Origin of the sequence: Actinokineospora iranica (assembly GCF_900101685.1) — a bacterium.
GTDB lineage: Bacteria > Actinomycetota > Actinomycetes > Mycobacteriales > Pseudonocardiaceae > Actinokineospora > Actinokineospora iranica.
Genome location: NZ_FMZZ01000011.1, coordinates 193,452 through 211,105, shown reverse-complemented (window position 1 = coordinate 211,105; position 17,654 = coordinate 193,452). Strand labels below are relative to the sequence as shown.

Here is a 17,654-nt window from a genome sequence, read left to right as displayed (position 1 = left end):
CTCCCTCACCTACTGCCGTCGATCGCGCCGCTGATCCGCAGCTCGGCCTCGGCGAAGTCGTCGTCGAACAAGCTGCCCGTTGTCCGCCACTGCGACCCCGCGCGCTCCTGGTCGCCGGAGCCAGACGAGCCGCCACCGCCCATACCGCCGCCCATCGGCATACCACCACCCATCCCCGACCCAGCCTGGCCGCCCGCGTGGTCGCCACCATCCGCGCCCGCCTGGGCGCTCGACAACCCCGCCTCCCCCGAAGCGGCGGCGGACATGTCACCGGACGGCTCGGCTGCGGACCCCGCCGAGTCCATATCGAAGACGCTTCCCGTCGCCCCCCACGGCTGCGAACCACTGTCACTGGCGGCGAAGGTGCCCTGCGACTCGGCCTGCCCAGACAGCGGAGCCCCATGCTCAGCGCTGACGGCCTCCCCAGAGGCCACCCCGCCCGAGAACGCCGACGCCCCCGAATCACCTGTCCCACCCGCGAACCCTGAGGCCCCGGAGTCAGCCGGTCCACCCCCGACCGCCGCGCCACCAGCGGTCTGCGCGCCCACGCCGCCACCCGTGCCCTGCCCGCCAGCGGAACCACCGGCGTCACCGGGTCCACCCGCGCCCACCGAGCCACCGCCGGGCATCCCCGCCCCGGAACCGCCCACGGCGGCGTTCCCCCCGGCCGACCCGCTTCCGGCGACCAGCGGCTCAGCGGCGGTCGCGTCCTGGTAGTCGAGGGTGTACTTGGTCGGCTCCCCAGTCCCGTCGTCAACAGTGACGATGACCGTGTCGGGCGCCCCTTCCGGCCGCTCGGCGGTGATCGTCAGCGGCCCGTCCTGGATCACGGCCTTGCCATCGGGCCCAGCCACGACGTGCTGGACCCCATCCTCCCCAACGGGAATCCCCCCACCGGGAACCTGCGCGCTCAGGTCCTGCGCCAGCGGCTGCCCGTCCGGCCCGAGCACCGCGCCGTCCGTCGCCCCATTGCCGCCAGAAAGCCCAGTCGCCGCCCCAAAGTCCAACTCATAAGACTTCGGCGTGCCCGACCCATCGTCAACGGAGACCTTGACCTTGCCCTGCCCATCCGGGCTGTCAACGGCGATGGTGCGGTCCCCATCAGTGATGGTCACCGTCTCCGGAGCGTCCTTCGTCCCCGCGCCGGAGTTCGGATCGTCAGGAACACCATCGCCATTCGCGTCAACGGGAGTATCCGGCTTCCCATCCCCGTCGAGGTCCGTCGGCGTGTCCGGTTTCCCGTCTCCATCCAGATCAGCCGGATCAGGCAACGGCGGCGGCTCGGGCGGCGGTGGCATCACCGGCGGCTGCATGGGCGGCGGCTGCATCGGGGGCGGAGTGTCATGCCCACCACCGCCATCACGCCTGCCGTCATGGCCACCGGTGTCAGTGGGCGGCTGCTCGGCTCCGCCCAGTGCCAGCTTGCCGAACGGATCGACATCCAACGGCCTGTTGTTCGAAAAGAATGTCCAGGCCGAATCGACGGCATCAACCGTCTCCTTGATACGTCGGCGAAGATTCTTAATTGTCAGGAAGTAACATTCACAGAAATCGTTCAGTTCGCGACAAATCTGATCCGACCATCGATTATTGCCTTCGGTCAAGTAGACCCGACCAGGTGCGTGCAGCGATTCCGGGGTCTGCGTTTGGCGCACCCCCACCACACTTAGGCCACCAGCCGTGGCACCACCCAAGATTAGGTCGGTTACGTCGAACTTCTCCTTGTTGTTGAACCCGCCGATGAAGGTTCCGACTTGGAGAATTTCACCCATCTCATCGATGTACTTGCTGTAGTCACCGCGGACTTCGGCGCCTTGCCCTTCGCCGCCCCCGAGCGAGCCATAGCGGTCCATGATCGGCTTTCCGCCGACGTCGCTCTGCTCGTAGAAGTTCGCCAGCTTCTCCACCGCTTGGCGGGTGGCCTCCCTAGCGCCTTGCAGATGGTCGCGTAGCGCACCGACCGCAGTCCCATATGCGCCTGCCGCTGCCTTCAGTTCGCTGATCTTCTCAGCGGCCGCTTCGCCCGCCTTGCTGCTCCACGCTCCCTGAAGATTGGTGACCATGGTACCCACTGCGGCATCAATGCTTTGGGCAGCCTTGGAAAGATTGTCCAACCGCCCACGGGCACCCCACAGCATCCCCCAGTTGATAATCTTGAGCTTCGCCAGGTCGGCAGTCTCCTGCAGTCCATCCCCGTACGCGGACTGCGAACTCCACCGATCCTTGTTCACAGGAAGACAGGCGGCATGTGTGCGCCATTTGTCATAGAGAAAACCGAGATTGCTTTTGCCCATCATCACAGCTTGCGCGTCAAGCTTGCGCAGCATATTCTCGGAATGGTCTTCCGTGCGCACGTCCGAGGGCGTCAGCAGACAATTACGAATCTCCTGGATGGCGGCATTGCTCACGATCACTCACCCCCGGCCTTGGTGATGCCCCATGCGTTGTCGACATCAGTGTTCTTGGTCGCCTTGGACGACGTGGTGAGAAGCTGGGATGCCTGCGCGCAGAACTGCTGTGCCTTGCCGATCGACTCTGCCAAACCCCGAACACCAGCGTCCAGGCTGGCGAACGCGCCAGGGCCACTCAGGATTGAGCCGAAGTGCTCGGCTTTGATCCCGTCTCCCAACGCGTAGCGCTGCACTTCCTGCAATGTCAAGGCGAGTTCGTTCATATCGCTGGCCACCGACGCCACACCGTCGTGGTCCATGTCCATGGTCTCGTCCCGCGCCACCGCTCCCCCACCCCTTCGTCACCACGTTCTGACTTTGACGCACGAGGCCACCCACCGGTGCCGTCGCGCACGCAAAGAGGAATGTACCTAGTCAGGTGTCAGGGCACCCTGGTTTGGGTGGCTTTGCCCCGCATCAGCGGGGCTGCGCGTCTCGGGGACCCGCAGGCGGATACCCCTGCGGCGGGTAGCTCGGCGGGAAGTGGCCAGGCGGGATGCCCTGCCGCAGGCGTTTGGTCTTGTTGTTCGAGCGTACGGCCAAGACGACTGCGGTTATGGCTCCTGCGAGTGTGAGCAGGATCAGAATCTCCCATGGACCCATGCGTGCGTTCCCCTTCGTCCGCCGTCACGACACCCGAAGGGTACTGAGCCCGTGTCGGTCAGGAGGACAGTCCGACGACCTTCGCCAGGCGATCGGCTGCGGCTTGGGCGGCGTCCTGGGTGGGGGCCTCGACCATCACGCGGACCAACTGCTCCGTGCCCGACGGGCGCAGCAGGACTCGGCCGGTGTCGCCGAGTTCGGCTTCTACCTCGGCGACCGCGGCGCTGACTTGGGGGGAGGCGGCCACGGCTGCCTTGTCGGCGACCTTGACGTTCACCAGGACCTGGGGTAGGCGGGTCATCACGCCTGCCAGGTCGGCCAGGGGGCGGCCGGTGGCGGCGACGCGGGCCATGAGGCGCATGGCGGTGAGTAGGCCGTCGCCGGTGGTGGCGTGGGTGGGGATGAGGACGTGGCCCGACTGCTCGCCGCCTAGGGAGAGGCCGCTGGTGCGGAGTTCCTCCAGGACGTACCGGTCGCCGACGGCGGTGGTGCGGAGTTTCACACCGGCGTCGCGCATGGCCAGGTGGAGGCCGAGGTTGCTCATGACCGTGACGACGAACGTGTCGTCGACCAGTTCGCCTGCCTCGCGCATGGCCAGGGCGAGCACGGCCATGATCTGGTCGCCGTCGATGATCTCGCCTTGGGCATCTACGGCCAGGCAGCGGTCGGCGTCGCCGTCGTGGGCGATGCCTAGGTCGGCGCCCTCAGCCAGGACCGCGGCGCGCAGGTCGTCCAGGTGGGTGGAGCCGCAGCCTTCGTTGATGTTCTCGCCGTCGGGGAGGGCGTGGATGGCGATGACCTCGGCGCCCGCCTCGCGGTAGGCCTGGGGGGCGGCCACCCACGCCGCGCCGTTGGCGCAGTCGACCACCACGCGCAGGCCGTCGAGGCGGTTCGGGATCGCCGCGAGCAGGTGGGCGATGTAGCGGTCGTGCGCGTCGTGGACGTCGTAGACGCGGCCGACGCCCGCGCCGGTCGGGCGGGGGCCGGTGTCGCCGAGGCCCGCTTCGATCTCGTCCTCGATGGCGTCGGCCAGTTTGTGCCCGCCAGCGGCGAACAGCTTGATGCCGTTGTCGGGCATCGGGTTGTGCGACGCGGAGATCATCACGCCCAGGTCGGCGTTGAGGTCGCCCACCAGGAACGCCACCCCGGGGGTGGGCAGCACGCCGACCTGCAGCACGTCCGCGCCCGCCGAGGCGAGGCCAGCGCACACCGCGGCCTGCAGCATCTCGCCGCTGGCGCGGGGGTCGCGGCCGACGACCGCGACGGGCCGGTGGGACCTGTCCCGCGCGGCGAGCACGCGGGCCGCGGAGGCCGCGACCGAGAGCGCCAACTCCGGGGTCAGGTCGGCGTTCGCGAGGCCGCGCACCCCGTCCGTGCCGAACAACCGTGCCATTGGCGGCCGAACCTCCGCTGCGCTGGGGAGAGGTGATGAACTGGCGAAAGCCAGCGGGAGCAGCAGTTCGAGGACGAACGTGCTGCTCCCGCTGGGGTCGTGCCGAGGGCTGACGCTCGGTCAGCGCTTGCTGTACTGCGGCGCCTTGCGCGCCTTCTTCAGACCGTACTTCTTGCGCTCCTTGGCCCGCGGGTCACGGGTCAGGAAGCCGGCCTTCTTCAGGACCGGGCGGTCCTCGCTGTCCAGCTCGATCAGCGCGCGGGCGATGGCCAGGCGCAGCGCGCCAGCCTGCCCGGTGATGCCGCCGCCGTGCAGGTTGGCGCGGATGTCGAACGACTCCGGCTTCTCCACGACCACCAGGGGCTCACGGATGAGCTGCTGGTGAACCTTGTTCGGGAAGTACTCCTCAAGGGACTTGCCGTTGAGGAGGAACTTGCCGCTGCCGGGGAGGATCCGGACGCGGACGATGGCCTGCTTGCGGCGGCCGACCGTCTGCGCTGTCTCGGAGGTCAGGTGCGGCAGCGCCGGGACGAGCGCGTCGTCCGCGTCGGTCTCCGAAGACTCGCCAGACTCGTCGGCAGCCTCAACAGCCTCGGCGGCCTCGACAGTCTCGGCGGCATCGGTCTCCGGGGCCTCGGTTTCCGCTGCCTCGACGGCCTCGGGGGCCTCGTCGATCTCGGGGGTCACGGCGGTGACCTCGCTGTCCTGGCTCACTTGGCGACCTTCGCAATCTCGAACGGCTTGGGCTGCTGGGCTGCGTGCGGGTGGTCCGGGCCGACGTAGACCTTGAGCTTCTTACCCTGGGCGCGGCCGAGCTTGTTCTTGGGCAGCATGCCCTTGACGACCTTCTCCAGCAGCCGGTCGGCGCGGGTGTCCAGCAGCTCGCCGAAGGACTGCTTGCGCAGACCGCCCGGGTAGCCGCTGTGTCGGTAGGCGAACGCCTGGTCCCGCTTGTTGCCGGTCAGAATGACCTTCTCGGCGTTGACGATGACGACGAAGTCGCCGGTGTCCATGTGGGGGGCGAAGGTCGGCTTGTGCTTGCCGCGCAGGAGCGTCGCGACATGCGTGGCGAGTCGGCCGAGCACCACGTCCTCGGCATCGATCACGTGCCAGGCGCGGTCGACCTCGCCGGGCTTAGGGCTGTACGTGGGCACGGGTCTACCTCATCGTCAACTTGCGTCATGGGTGCCTGTGCGGGCCTCACCCCTGGGTGATCGGATCACCCAGAAGCGCGCAACGCGGCTCGACTCGCGTTCGACCAGTCGAGCTTGACGCCCCGCGCCGCACAACAACGTAAGAAGATACCCGGTGCGTGATGGAGGGTCAAAACGGCCCCCTTTGACACGGCTGATTCGCAGTTCAAAGCAACAGTGGAGCACCAGCCCCGCCCATCCCGACCCGAGCGTCAGGTCCGTCGCGGAGCGTGGTCGCCGCGCCCCACGGTCGTGGACGCGACGGGGTGCGGCCGGCGCGGTGACGGTCACGTCGCAGCGCGCTCCCCGCCCGCGCGGACAGCCGCGGGCGAGCGCCCATGGTGACCTCCGCCACTGTCCGCTCGTGCTCGCCGGGCACGGTCCACGCCAGCGACCACTCTGGCCGGACCCGCCCGCGCACCGTCCACTGTGGTCTGTCCGGGGGAATCGGCAAACAGTCCGCGCCGGAAATGGGCGACGAAAAAGGGCAGCGGCCCCGGGTGTCCGGGGCCGCTGCCCTTGCCGTGCCGAAAGCGGGGGATTTAGCCCCAGCGGCTGGCGTTGGCGCTCTCGGTCTGCTCGTAGTTCTCACCGGACTGGCGAACCGCGGTGCCGATGGAGCCCAGAACCTGCTTGAGGTCCTCGTACGCGGAGTCCCACTCGCGCTGCTTGGCGTCCCACGCCTCGGCGGCCGCACCGGTGTAGCCGGCGCGCAGCGGGGCCAGGCGCGACTTGAGGTCGCCCAGCAGGGTCTCGAGCTGGGACGAGGTGGAGGTGATCGACTGGGCGGCGTTGGCCACCTCAGCGAAATTGACCTTGATCATGTCGCCGGACATTGGGTTGCTCCCTGTGTGTGAAGGTCTGAATCAAGCGAAGAGAAGAGACTTGCGAACCGGAAGAGAGATCAGCCGCCGAGCACGTTGGTGATGTTGCTCAGCGAGGAGGACGCCTCTTCCTCCTGGCGGGCGTAGGCCTCGTTGCTGGCCTTGAGCTGCTCGGAGATACCCGCGAGGGCGTCGTGCAGCTTCGCGGCGTCGGCGTCGAAGCGCTCCATCAGCGTCGCGAAGGCGGTCGAGGCCGCGCCCTTCCAGTTGTCGCGGAGCGGCTCGAGGTTGCTGCGCAGCGAGCCCAGCGCGTTGCGGCCCTCTTCGTTGACGTTGTCGACGTCGACGGCGGCCTTGGCCATCTCTTCTGGCGTGATTCCGTAACCGGACATTGGGAGAACCCCCTAGTTAGTGGTTGGCGGTACGCGTTCTTCGTTCGTACGCCGCTTACGACGCAGACCCTGCCAGGTTTGGTTCCGCCTCGGTGCTGGTTGCAGGCAGGTAGTTGCTCCCGTTAACGCTCGACGGGGGAACCCGCAGGTCAGAGCCGGTTCAGCGGTTTAAAGACCGGCGCGCCCGCTTCACAATGGCGAACCCGGGTCAGCCGCGGAACAGGATGGTGTGCTGGGAGAAGTCCTCGTCGTCATCGTCGGGGTCCACAGTGGCCCGTCGCACGGGCTTGGCGGGCTCATCGGCCGGGGGCTCGTCGGCGGGGAACTCCTCGACGGGCAGGCCCTGGGAATGCCGCCAGCGCGCGGCCGCCGACCGGCGCTCGGCGTCGGTCGGCTCACCGTCGCGCGCGTCGCCCGCGCGGACCTTGCCCGCCAACTCCGCGGTCTCCCGCCGGAACCCCGCGGTCTGCTCGCGGGCTTCCGCCGACGCGCGGCGGGCCCGGGTGACCGCGGCGGACAACTCCGCCTTGAACCGGGTCACCGACTCGGCGAACCCCTGGTTGGGTCCGGTCATCGCCACCTCCTGTGCGTCACACCGTGACGACCATCGAGCGCACCACCGTGTCACATGCCCGCTGCACGCGGTCGCGGCCGTCCGGGGTGTGCTGGCACCCGACACTGACCTGGGCGGCGCCCTGGAAGATCACATACCAGTCGACGGTAGCGTCCTTGTCCGCCAACCGCTCCCGGTAGTACACGACATCGCGGCCCGCGAAGCTCCCGGAATCGGTGAACCCGGAGAACTCGTCGCCGCCGGACTCGAAGTCGCGCCGCAGCTTGTCGACCGCGCGGGCGCGATCGGTGTCGCTGTCGAAGCTGAGCCGCTTCTCCTCCACCAGCACCACGTCGTCGCCCTGCTCCGCGCCGGTCGGCTTGAGCTCGGTGCGGCGGAGGTTGGGGTTGCCGCCGGTCTGGACCCACCCCTGCGGCAACGAGAACCGATAGTCGTACTGCGCGATCACCCGCCCCGGGTCGGCCGGGTCGGCCCGGTTGAGCACGACGACCAGGGTGACCGCCACGGCGGCCGCGACCATCGCGACACCCGCGCCGACGAGCAGCGCGACTCGGCGGGCCCTGGTCGACCGCGGGCCTGTCTCCGGCCTGCCCGTGGGGTGATCTGTCGACAGAGGACCGGAGTGGTGGCGCAACGGCGGCTGGGCGGCAGCGCCGGGCCAGGTGGCCAGTCTGGCGGGCGGCAGGGGGCCGGAGGGCGGGTGGTGAGCGCCCGGCGGCGGGGAGCCCGCCGCGAACACGCCCCCGCCGTGGGCGGTGTGGTCGGGTGCTCCGGCCTGTACCGCCCCCGGCATCCCGGGTGCCCTGCCCTGAACCGCCCCGAGGTGGTCGAGCGCGCGGACTTGGGCCAGGTAGTTGGGCGCTTGACTCTGGCCCATGTGGGCGCTGCTCAGGACGCCGGTGTGGTCGGGTTCGATGGTGACCGCGCGGAGGGCTCCCCGGGCCACGACGGTTTCCGGTTGGTCGAGGGTCACCGGCACCACCCCGGTCCGCTCGGCGATCAAGCGGGCCACCAGGGGGATGCGGCTGGACCCGCCGACCAGGAAGATGCCCGCGAGCTGGGTGGGGGTGAGCCCGGCCGCGTGGATCGTGGCGAGGGTGAGGTCGACGGCGCGGCCGACCACGTCCGCGATGAGGCGTTCCAGGTCGTCGCGGGTGAGGTGCGCGTCGGGAAACGGCGGCGGAAGGGGGACGTCGGTGTAGGTGTGCCGGGACAGGGTTTCCTTGGCGCCGCGGATGTCTTGGCGCAGGGCCCGCCTGCGTCTGCGGTCGGGGAGGTCGCGGCCTTCGACCAGGGACCGCCAGGCTTCCGGGTCACCCGGGGAGACCAGGGCGCCGATGTGCTCCATGAGCAGTTGGTCGATGTCGGCGCCGCCGAAGCTGGGGTCGCCCTTGGTGGCCAGCACGGTGAACACCGGCCCGGGCTGGGTGCGCACGACGCTCACGTCGACCGTGCCGCCACCGAGGTCGAGCACGGCGAGAGTGCGGCCGTCGGCTCCTGTTGCCGCGGGGAAACTCGCCGAGTGGAACACGGCCGCGGCGACTGGTTCGGGCACCAAGGCGATCCTGGTCGCCAAGCCGGTGGCGGACTGGCGCAGAACCTGGGTGCGGGTGCCGCCCCAGTCGGCGGGATGCGTCAAGACAAGCTGGTCGACGTGGGCTCCGGCTGCCACTCTCCGCGCTTCGCTGACCGCCCGGTCGAGGACCTTTCGGAACACCGACGCGACCGGGAGGACGGTGTCACCGAGCAGGAGTTCGGACTCGTCGATCCGGCGCTTGGGGTGCGGCTCGTAGCGGGCTGGGTCGAGAGCCGCCTGGCGGTCGGCTTCCTGGCCGACGAAGACTGTTCCGTCCGGGGCCGCGTAGATCGCGGAGGAGAGCAGGGGGTGTCCGTCTACTACGACGACTTGTGGTTCACGGTTGTTGACGGACAGGGCGACGCACGTGCTTGACGTGCCGAAGTCGACCGCCACTCGCAGTGTCATCGGCCTTGCCCCTGTTCGCTGGCCTGGTTCTGCGGTCACTCTACGTGTTGTGAGTGGTGTGGAGTGGCTGGGGTTTTGCCGGCTGTGGGGTCTGCTCGATGGGGTGGAGTGGTTTCTTCGGGGCCCCTACGAAGGAAGATCCCGTCGCGGGAAAGACGGGTGGGGAGCCTTCGGCCCCACGACCACGGCAAGTTTAGGGATCTTCCTTCACCCCCAAAGAAACCACTCCACCCCATCGAGCACCTGGCGGGCGCTGGTTCCGGCTGGCAGATGCTCGGGTTCGCTGCACCGCACCCATCAAGCACTGGGCGGGCTTCGGCTTGCTTGGCAGGGGGGGTTTGCTGGTCCACTCCATCGACATGGTGAGTGTGGGGTCCGGGGGGGCAGGCAGTCACTCTGGGCGCGGGCCCCAGCCGCTGGGTGGGAGGGCGAAGCCCGGGGCCGCTTGGTGAGGTGCGGCGCCCGGGCTTCGGTTGTGGGTGTGGGTGTGGGTGGTGGTTACTCCGGGGGGATCCAAGCGACGTGCATGAGGGCTTGGCCGACCTTGCGGCTGACCAGGGTGCCTCGGCCGGGGGGCATGGGGGACGGCTTGACGGTGCCCAGGAGGGCGCCTTCGTCCTTGCTGCCGCTCATGACCAGGCCGGGGCTGGCGATTTCGCGGAGTTTGCCCAGGACGGGGTCGAACATGGCGCGGGCCGCGCCGCCGGAGCGGCGGACGGCTATGACGTGGAGGCCGACGTCTTTTGCCTGGGGGAGGAACTCGGCGACGGGTTGGAGGGGGTTGTTGCCCTGGGTGGCCACCAAGTCGTAGTCGTCGACTATGAGGAACAGCTCGGGGCCCTTCCACCACGAGCGGTTCTTCAACTGCTCCTGGGTCACGTCGGGGCCGGGGAGGCGCTTGAGCATGGAACCCCGGACGTCCTTGATGACGTCGCTGAGTTGGTTGGACGACACCGCGTAGCTCAGGAGGTGGTCGGTGTTGATGAAGCCGAGCATGGTGCGGCGGTAGTCGACCAGGATGATGACGGCTTCCTTGGGCGTGTACCGGTCCATGATGCCGCGCACGATGGTGCGCAACAGGTTCGTCTTACCCGACTCGCCCTCGGCGAAGGCGAGGAAGTGCGGCTCGTTGTCCAGGTCGAGGTAGACCGGGGCGAGGTCGTTCTCGTCGACGCCGATGGGGATGAGCTTGGTGTCGCGGCGCTGGTCCTGGGCCAACAGGTCCTCGTACGGCAGGACCTCCGGCAGGAGGCGCACCTTGGGGGCCCCGGGGCCGCGCCAGGCGGCCTTGATGCGGGCCACCGCGTCCTGGACGCCGGTGGCGACGTCGTCGGCGTTGCTGGAGCCGTCGATGCGGGGCAGGCCGGTGAGGAAGTGCAGCTTGTCCCGCGACAGGCCGCGGCCGGGGCGTCCGGCCGGGACGTTCACCGCGGTGCGGCGGTCCACATCGGACTCGCTCGGGTCACCGAGGCGAAGCTCGAACCGGGTGCCGAGCAGGTCCTTGAGGGCCGGGCGGATCTCGGCCCAGCGGTTGGCCGCCACGATCACGTGGATGCCGAACGACAGGCCCTGCGCGGCGAGGTTGACGACCTGCATCTCCAGGGACTCGAACTCCTGCCGGAAGTTCAGCCAGCCGTCGACGATGAGGAACACGTCGCCGAACGGGTCGTCCTGGAGTTCGCCGCGGCGCTTGCGGTTGCGGAAGTCGGTCATCGAGTCGATGCCCATGTCGCGGAACCGCTGCTCGCGCTCGGCGACCAAACCGCTCACCTCGGCCACCATGCGGCGGGCCTTGTCCGGGTCGATACGACCGGCGACGCCACCGACGTGCGGCAGCCCCTCCAGCGTGCCCAGCGTTCCACCACCGAGGTCGAGGCAGTAGAACTGCACCTCTTGCGCGGTGTGCGTCAGCGCCATGGACATGATCAGGGTGCGCAGCAGCATCGACTTGCCCGACTGCGGGCCGCCCGCGATCGCGGCGTGGCCCGCCGCGCCGGAGAAGTCGGCCCACAGCAGGTCGCGGCGCTGCTCGAACGGCTTGTCGATGATGCCCAGCGGCACCTGGAGCCGCCCGTTGCCGTAGAACCCGACCGGCGACAGGCCCCGGTCCTCAGTGGGCTGCAACGGCGGGAACACCGTGTCCAGGGAGTTCGGCTCGGTCAGCGGCGGCAGCCACACCTCGTGCGCCTTCGGGCCCTGGTTCACCAGCCTGCCGACGATCACGTCCAGCTCGCTGGCCTCTTGACCGCCCTCGGGCTTCTTCTCCTCCTTGGGCGCCTCGACCGGCTTCACCGGCTCCTTGGGGATTTCCACGTAGTCCGGCACGAACAGCTTCGCGCGCCGGTCGCCGCTCACCGCCGCGGCCGGGCCCGCCACCTGCATACCGGCGGGCCGGTAAGGACCGGACACATAGGACGCCTTGAAGCGCACCATGGTGCTCGTGTCGAACTTGAGGTAGCCAGAGCCGGGGATCGAGGGCAGCTCGAACGCGTCGGGCACGCCGATCGCCGCGCGGGATTCCGCCGCGGAGAAGGTCTTCAGACCGATCCGGTAAGACAGGTGCGAGTCCAGGCCGCGCAGCTTGCCCTCTTCCAGGCGCTGCGATGCGAGCAGCATGTGCATCTGCAGCGACCGGCCCAACCGTCCGATCGCGACGAACAGGTCGATGAAGTCGGGCTTGGCCGCGAGCAGCTCGGAGAACTCGTCGACCACGATGAACAGCGCGGGCAGCGGGTCGAGGTCGGCGCCGTTCTCGCGCGCTTTCTCGTATTCCCAGACGTTCTTGAAGTTGCCGCCGTTCTTGAGCGCCTCCTGGCGCCGGTTCATCTCGCCCGCGAGGGCGTCCTTCATGCGGTCGACCAGGGTCAGGTCGCCCTGCAGGTTGGTGATGGTCGCGGCGACGTGCGGCGCGTCGTCGAGGCCGAGGAAGGTCGCGCCACCCTTGAAGTCGACCAGGATGAAGTTCAGCGTCGAGGACGAGTGCGTCGCGAGCATCCCCAGCACGAGCGTGCGCAGGAACTCCGACTTACCGGAACCGGTCGCGCCGATGCACAGGCCGTGCGGGCCCATGCCCTCCATGGCCGCTTCCTTGATGTCCAGCTCGACGGCCTGGCCGAACTCGCCGATGCCGAACGGCACCCGGTACCGGTCGCGGACCGGGCGCGGCCGCCAGGCCTGCTGCACGTCGAAGGTCATCGGGTCGCCGGGGATGCCCAGCAACTCCAGCAGCGTCGGGTTCGACAGCAGCGGCTCCTCGTCGCCCGCGTCCGCGGCGGCGGCGCCGAGCCGGTACGGGGAAAGCTTGCGCGCCAACGCTTCCGCCTCGGCCACGGTGAGCGTGTCCGGGCGGGCGAACCACTCGACGCCGCTGGCGCTGCGCGCGCCGAGCCGCTCCTGCTCGACCACCAGGCGCAGGCCGCGCCGGGCGGTGAGGTTGCCGAGGCTGTCGGACAGGTCCATCAGCGTGACGCCGACGAGGCCTTCCTCCAGGATGATCTGCTCCTCGCGGGTGACCTCGCCGTCGTCGATGACGATCACCACGTGCGGCTGGTCCGGCTGCGGCGGGGCGTTGCGGGTGAACCGCTGCCGGTCGCGCAGCTCGTCGTCGAGCCATTCCTCGATCTGGGCGAGCGACCCGGCCATCATCCGCAGCTGGCCGATGCCGTCGGCGAGCGTGGGGTGCTGGGCGTGCGGCAGCCACTTCGCCCATTCCCAGTCCTGCTTGGCCTTGCCCGAGGTGACGACCGCGACCAACACGTCGTCAGGTGTGTGGAAGGTCACAAGCTGGGCCAGCAGCGCGCGGGCGAGCCCCCGGGTCAGCTCCTTGTCGCCGGTGAGCCCGACGGCGGCGAAGCCGCGGATGGCGACCTGGATGGGCAGCTCCGGGACGATGGAGTGCGCGCGCACGAACCGGCGCAGCGCCAGCGTCGCGATCGGCTCAAGCTCGTCCACGGGGCCGGTCTGCGGCGGGACGAGCCGGGTGGCCAGCCGCTGCGAGCCGCGACCGGCGCGCAGGTGGCAGAAGTCGGCGTCGGCCTGGCGGCGCTCCCACATGCGCCTGCTGGTCGCGATCGACCACAGCGCCTGCGGGTCGGGGTGGGTCCACTCCAGCGACGCGCGCTGGTCGAGGGCGGCTTCGCGGGCGCGGTCGCGCATCTGGCCGAGGTAGCGCAGGTAGTCCTTGCGGTCCTCGTTCATCTCGGCCTTCTTCTGGCCGCCGCCCCGGCCGCCCATGCCGCCCGCCATCATGCCCACGGTCGACATCAGGAACATGCCGCCGAAGAGCAGGGACGAGGGATTGCGCCCGCCCACGACGAACATGAAGGCCATCATGCCGATGGACGCCACGATCATGACCGCGGGCAGCAGCTTCATGACGATGTTGCCCGGGATGACGCGGGGGACCTCCGGCGGCGGCTCCAGGTGGACCTCGCCGCCCGGCTGTCGGGGCGCGGAAAGGCGGGGCGAACGCTTGAACTGCAGCGTGCTCACCGGGCGGACACCTCTTTAACTCGACTGCTGCTGGGGGAGAAACTACCGAACCACATGCCGGTCACCTGCCGGGTCGGCCGAACGGGGCGCGCCCGCCGCGGCGAGCGAGCCGATCAGCGCGGCCACGAACAGCGCGGCCAGGCCGATCGAGGCGCCGCCGCGGCCGGACACGACGAGGAAGTAGAGCAGGGCGGCGGAAAACGCGACGACCACCGCGCCGACGGCGAACCGCGCCGGGTTCGGCAGCCGCAGCCCGACCTGGAACACGACGGCGGCGAGCAGGAACAGCCCGCCGAACACCAGCGACGAGGTGTCGCCGCGCGCGGCGACGAACAACTGGACGGTGATTCCGCCCGCGAAGCCCGAGGCGGCCATCGCCAAGATCGCGGGCAGGCCCGCCTCGGCCATGGCCCGCGCAGGCGCGCGGGCCGTCAGCACGATGGCGGCGAGCAGGAACATCAGTCCGAACACCAACGAGTTGGGGTTGCGCCCGCCCTGGACGAACAGCAGTCCCATCATCGCGACGGCCGCCACCGCCAGCACGACCCCGAGCCCGATCCGGCCAGCCAGCGCCCGCCCCGCGGGCGAGAAGGCCAACGCCGCCAACGCCACCAGGTAGACGATGCCGGGCACCAGCGCGGCCGGGTGCCTGCCCGCCAGCGTGAACATGAACGCCGTCATGCCCACGGCGGCCACCGCCACCAGCGCGACAAAGAACCGGTAAACCGGATCACCGACCCGTACAGACACGTTTCCCCCACCCCTCGCGGACGCCGTCACGGCGACTTCTGCGGAACCGCCGTACTCGGCGATCCCGGTGCGGCCATACTAGGACCGATCCCGGCGCGCCCGGGGTCGGTTCAGGCACACCTGTGGACAACTCGAACGACCTGTGGACAAATCAAGGGGGCAGGCGGTGGCAACCGGTACGACCGTGTTCAGCCGGGTGACGGTGGTCGCGCCGAGGACGCGCATCGATGTCGCGCTTCCGGCGGACGTCTCGGTGGCTGATCTGCTGCCGATGCTGCTGGAGATGGCGAAGGAGACCACCCCCGACGGCGGCGCCCGCCACGGCGGCTGGTGCCTGGCCAAGCTGGGCGACAACCCACTCGACCCGAGCCGCACGCTCGGCTCGCTCGGCATCGTCGACGGCGACATGCTCCAGCTGCGCAAGCGCGCGGAGAACCCGCCGCCGCCGCTGTACGACGACGTGGTCGACGCGATCGCGGAGTCCGCGCCGGACAGCTACCGGCCGTGGACGAAGGAGACCGCCAACCGGATCGGGCACATCGCGGGCGCGCTCGCGCTGATCCTGTCCGCCGTGGCGGTGTTCATGGCGGGCCCGCTGTGGGGCGGCGGCAACGTGGGCCCGGCGATCACCGCGGGCGCGGGCGCGGTCATCGCGGTCGCGCTCGGCGCGGTCATCGCCCGCGCGTATCAGGCCAAGACGACCGGTGTGCTCATCGCCGCCGCGGGCGGGCTGCCGCTGGCGTTCGTCAGCGGCCTGTCGATCGTGCCCGGCGTGCCCGGCCGGGCGAGCCTGCTGCTGGCCTGCGCGCTGGTGCTGATCGTCGCCTCCGCGTCGATCATGCTGATCGGCGCGGGCATCACCACCTTCGTCGCCGCGGGCACCGCGGCCGCGCTGGGCGTGATCGCCTTCGCGGTGGCGACGCTGATCGCGCACCCGGCCCCGGGCATCGGCGCGGGCGCGGCGGCGGTGGCGCTCGGCGCGCTGTCGGTCCTGCCCCGGCTGACCATCCAGCTCGCCCGGCTGCCGCTGCCCAACGTGCCGGGCAGCGCGGAAGACCTCAAAGAGGACACCGGTTTCCCGGACTACCGCTCCATCGAGCGCCGCGCGGGCCTGGCGCACGAGTACATGACCGGCATGATCATCGGCTGTGGCGCGGCCGCCGCCGTCGGCGCGGTGGCCTCGGCGTCGTCCCCGGAGGTCTGGGGCGTCATCCTCGGCGTGGTCGCGACGCTGGTGCTGCTGCTGCGCGCCCGCACCTACGCCAACGGCAGCCAGGCCATCGCGCTGCTTTCCACCGGGATGGTCGCCGCGGCGGGCATCCTGATCGGCTGGCTGACCTCCGCCGACACGTTTAGCAGGCTGCTGTGGGTCTTCGGCGCGCTCGTGCTGATCGGGGCCGGGGCTCTCGTGCTCGGCGTGATCTTCCCCGAACAGCGCTTCTCGCCGCCGCTGCGGCGCTCGGTGGAGGTCTTCGAGGCGATCTGCATCGCGATCGTGCTGCCGCTGGCGCTGGCGGTCATGGACCTGTACGCCACGCTGCGCCACGTCACGTTCTGAGGTCTGAGGCAGATGCGCAGGATCACCACGAGGGTCGCGGCGCTCGTCGGCGCCGCCACCCTGGCCATGGCTTCGCCGGTGCCCGCGGTGGCCCAGCAGGCCCAGCAGCCGGACTCGATGGCGAAGCCGCCGCCGCTCCCGCCGAACTTCCCGGTCCCGAGCGACATGGCGCCGGACGCTGCCTACACCCAGACAAAGAACTGCATCGGCTCGCTGGGCCAGGGCGTCGACCTCAAGAACATGCCGTGGGGCCAGATACAACTCCGGTTCACCGACCTGCACCGGTTCGCCACCGGAAAGGGGCAGAAGGTCGCGGTGATCGACACCGGGGTGGCGCCGCACCCGCACTTCGGCGGCCGGGTGATCGCGGGCGGCGACCTCGTCGACCCGAAGGACCAGGGCCTCAAGGACTGCGACGGGCACGGCACGGAGGTCGCGGGCATCATCGCGGCCAACCCGCCCGCGGACAGCGCCATCTCCTTCCGCGGCATCGCGCCGGACGCGGAAATCGTCTCGATCCGCCAGTCCAGCGCCAACTACGAGGGCGAGCGCGGACCGGAGGGCAGGAAGCAGACCGCGGGCACGCTGGAGACGCTGGCCAAGGCCGTGGTCTCGGCGGCCAGGCAGGGCGTCGGCGTCATCAACATGTCGGTCGACAACTGCCGCCCGGTGTCGCAGGGCCCCATCACCAACGCGGAGCAGCAGTTGCAGGCGGCGCTGCGGTACGCCTACGAGCAGGAGGACGTCGTCCTCGTCGCCTCTGCGGGCAACACCGGCGAGCACGGCTGCCCGGACCAGCGCAACGGCACCGACCCGAACCGGCCGACGCACATCGTGACCCCGCCGTGGTTCTCCGACTACGTGATCTCGGTGGCGGCCATGCAGCGCAACGGCGACCCGGCCCAGTTCTCCGTGCAGGGCCCGTGGGTCACCGTCGCCGCGCCGGGCACCGAGATCATCTCGCTCGACCCGGCCACCGGCGGCCTGGCCAACCTCCAGGTGCAGGAGAACGGGCAGCAGAATCCCATTCAGGGCACCAGTTTCGCCGCCCCGTACGTCGCGGGCCTCGCGGCGCTGATCCGGGAGCGCTTCCCGCACCTGAACGCCAAACAGGTCACCGAGCGGATCAAGCTGACCGCATCGCACCCGGCGGCCCCCGGCGGCCGGGACAACCTGGTCGGCCACGGCATGATCAACCCGATCGGCGCGCTCACCACCCTGATCCCCAGCGAGCAGGGCGTCGCGCCGGACGCCACGCTGGACATCAAGGCGAACCTGCCCGCCGCCGAGGTCAAGAACTGGGCGCCCATGCAGGTCGCGCTCATCGGGTCCGGCGGCGGCGTGGTCCTGTTGCTGCTGACCCTGTTCGTCGTGCACACCGTCCGCAGGGTCCGCGGCGAGGGGAAGGACGACGCGCGCGGAATGGCGTGACCAGCCCGATC

13 protein-coding genes are annotated in these 17,654 nt (G+C 69.9%); 2 read left to right on the top strand and 11 right to left on the bottom strand.

Annotation, left to right across the window (positions count from 1 at the left end; genetic code table 11):
* Nucleotides 1-5 precede the first annotated feature (5 nt).
* The 11 genes from BLS56_RS30805 to BLS56_RS22160 all read right to left on the bottom strand — a co-directional run bounded on the left by BLS56_RS30805 (nucleotide 6) and on the right by BLS56_RS22160 (nucleotide 14,654).
* Nucleotides 6-2,408, bottom strand: a complete 2,403-nt coding sequence (locus BLS56_RS30805) for a hypothetical protein (RefSeq protein ID WP_139190904.1) — start codon at nucleotides 2,406-2,408, stop codon at nucleotides 6-8.
* A 2-nt stretch (nucleotides 2,409-2,410) separates the two neighbouring features.
* On the bottom strand, nucleotides 2,411-2,734 hold the full coding sequence (locus BLS56_RS22205) for a hypothetical protein (protein ID WP_091454215.1): 324 nt from the start codon (nucleotides 2,732-2,734) through the stop codon (nucleotides 2,411-2,413).
* A gap of 377 nt (nucleotides 2,735-3,111) precedes the next feature.
* Complete coding sequence (gene glmM / locus BLS56_RS22200) at nucleotides 3,112-4,446, bottom strand: phosphoglucosamine mutase (RefSeq protein ID WP_091454213.1); 1,335 nt, start codon at nucleotides 4,444-4,446, stop codon at nucleotides 3,112-3,114.
* Between the two features lie 120 nt (nucleotides 4,447-4,566).
* Nucleotides 4,567-5,160 carry a 30S ribosomal protein S9 gene (gene rpsI, locus BLS56_RS22195; protein WP_228771827.1) on the bottom strand — a complete coding sequence of 198 codons (594 nt, stop codon included), beginning with the start codon at nucleotides 5,158-5,160 and terminating at the stop codon, nucleotides 4,567-4,569.
* Nucleotides 5,157-5,600 (bottom strand): 50S ribosomal protein L13, encoded by a 444-nt coding sequence (gene rplM / locus BLS56_RS22190; protein WP_091454211.1) that lies wholly within the window; start codon nucleotides 5,598-5,600, stop codon nucleotides 5,157-5,159. Before rplM ends, rpsI begins: the two co-directional genes overlap by 4 nt.
* 581 nt (nucleotides 5,601-6,181) lie before the next feature.
* On the bottom strand, nucleotides 6,182-6,475 hold the full coding sequence (locus BLS56_RS22185) for a WXG100 family type VII secretion target (protein ID WP_091454208.1): 294 nt from the start codon (nucleotides 6,473-6,475) through the stop codon (nucleotides 6,182-6,184).
* 68 nt (nucleotides 6,476-6,543) lie between these two features.
* Entirely contained in the window at nucleotides 6,544-6,855 is a 312-nt protein-coding gene (locus tag BLS56_RS22180; protein WP_091454206.1) for a WXG100 family type VII secretion target, read from the bottom strand.
* Nucleotides 6,856-7,063: 208 nt separating this feature from the next.
* Nucleotides 7,064-7,429 carry a hypothetical protein gene (locus BLS56_RS22175; RefSeq protein WP_091454203.1) on the bottom strand — a complete coding sequence of 122 codons (366 nt, stop codon included), beginning with the start codon at nucleotides 7,427-7,429 and terminating at the stop codon, nucleotides 7,064-7,066.
* A gap of 16 nt (nucleotides 7,430-7,445) precedes the next feature.
* Entirely contained in the window at nucleotides 7,446-9,413 is a 1,968-nt protein-coding gene (locus BLS56_RS22170; protein ID WP_091454201.1) for a type VII secretion-associated protein, read from the bottom strand.
* Nucleotides 9,414-9,911: 498 nt separating this feature from the next.
* Nucleotides 9,912-13,904, bottom strand: a complete 3,993-nt coding sequence (gene eccCa, locus BLS56_RS22165; protein WP_091454199.1) for a type VII secretion protein EccCa — start codon at nucleotides 13,902-13,904, stop codon at nucleotides 9,912-9,914.
* 42 nt (nucleotides 13,905-13,946) lie between these two features.
* Complete coding sequence (locus BLS56_RS22160; RefSeq protein ID WP_091454196.1) at nucleotides 13,947-14,654, bottom strand: YccS family putative transporter; 708 nt, start codon at nucleotides 14,652-14,654, stop codon at nucleotides 13,947-13,949.
* 166 nt (nucleotides 14,655-14,820) lie between these two features.
* On the opposite strand from BLS56_RS22160, the gene eccD reads away from it, so the two are divergent.
* A complete protein-coding gene (gene eccD, locus BLS56_RS22155) occupies nucleotides 14,821-16,212 on the top strand; it encodes a type VII secretion integral membrane protein EccD (protein ID WP_091454195.1) in 1,392 nt (463 codons plus the stop codon).
* 12 nt (nucleotides 16,213-16,224) lie between these two features.
* Entirely contained in the window at nucleotides 16,225-17,643 is a 1,419-nt protein-coding gene (gene mycP, locus BLS56_RS22150; protein WP_091454192.1) for a type VII secretion-associated serine protease mycosin, read from the top strand.
* Nucleotides 17,644-17,654: the final 11 nt, after the last annotated feature.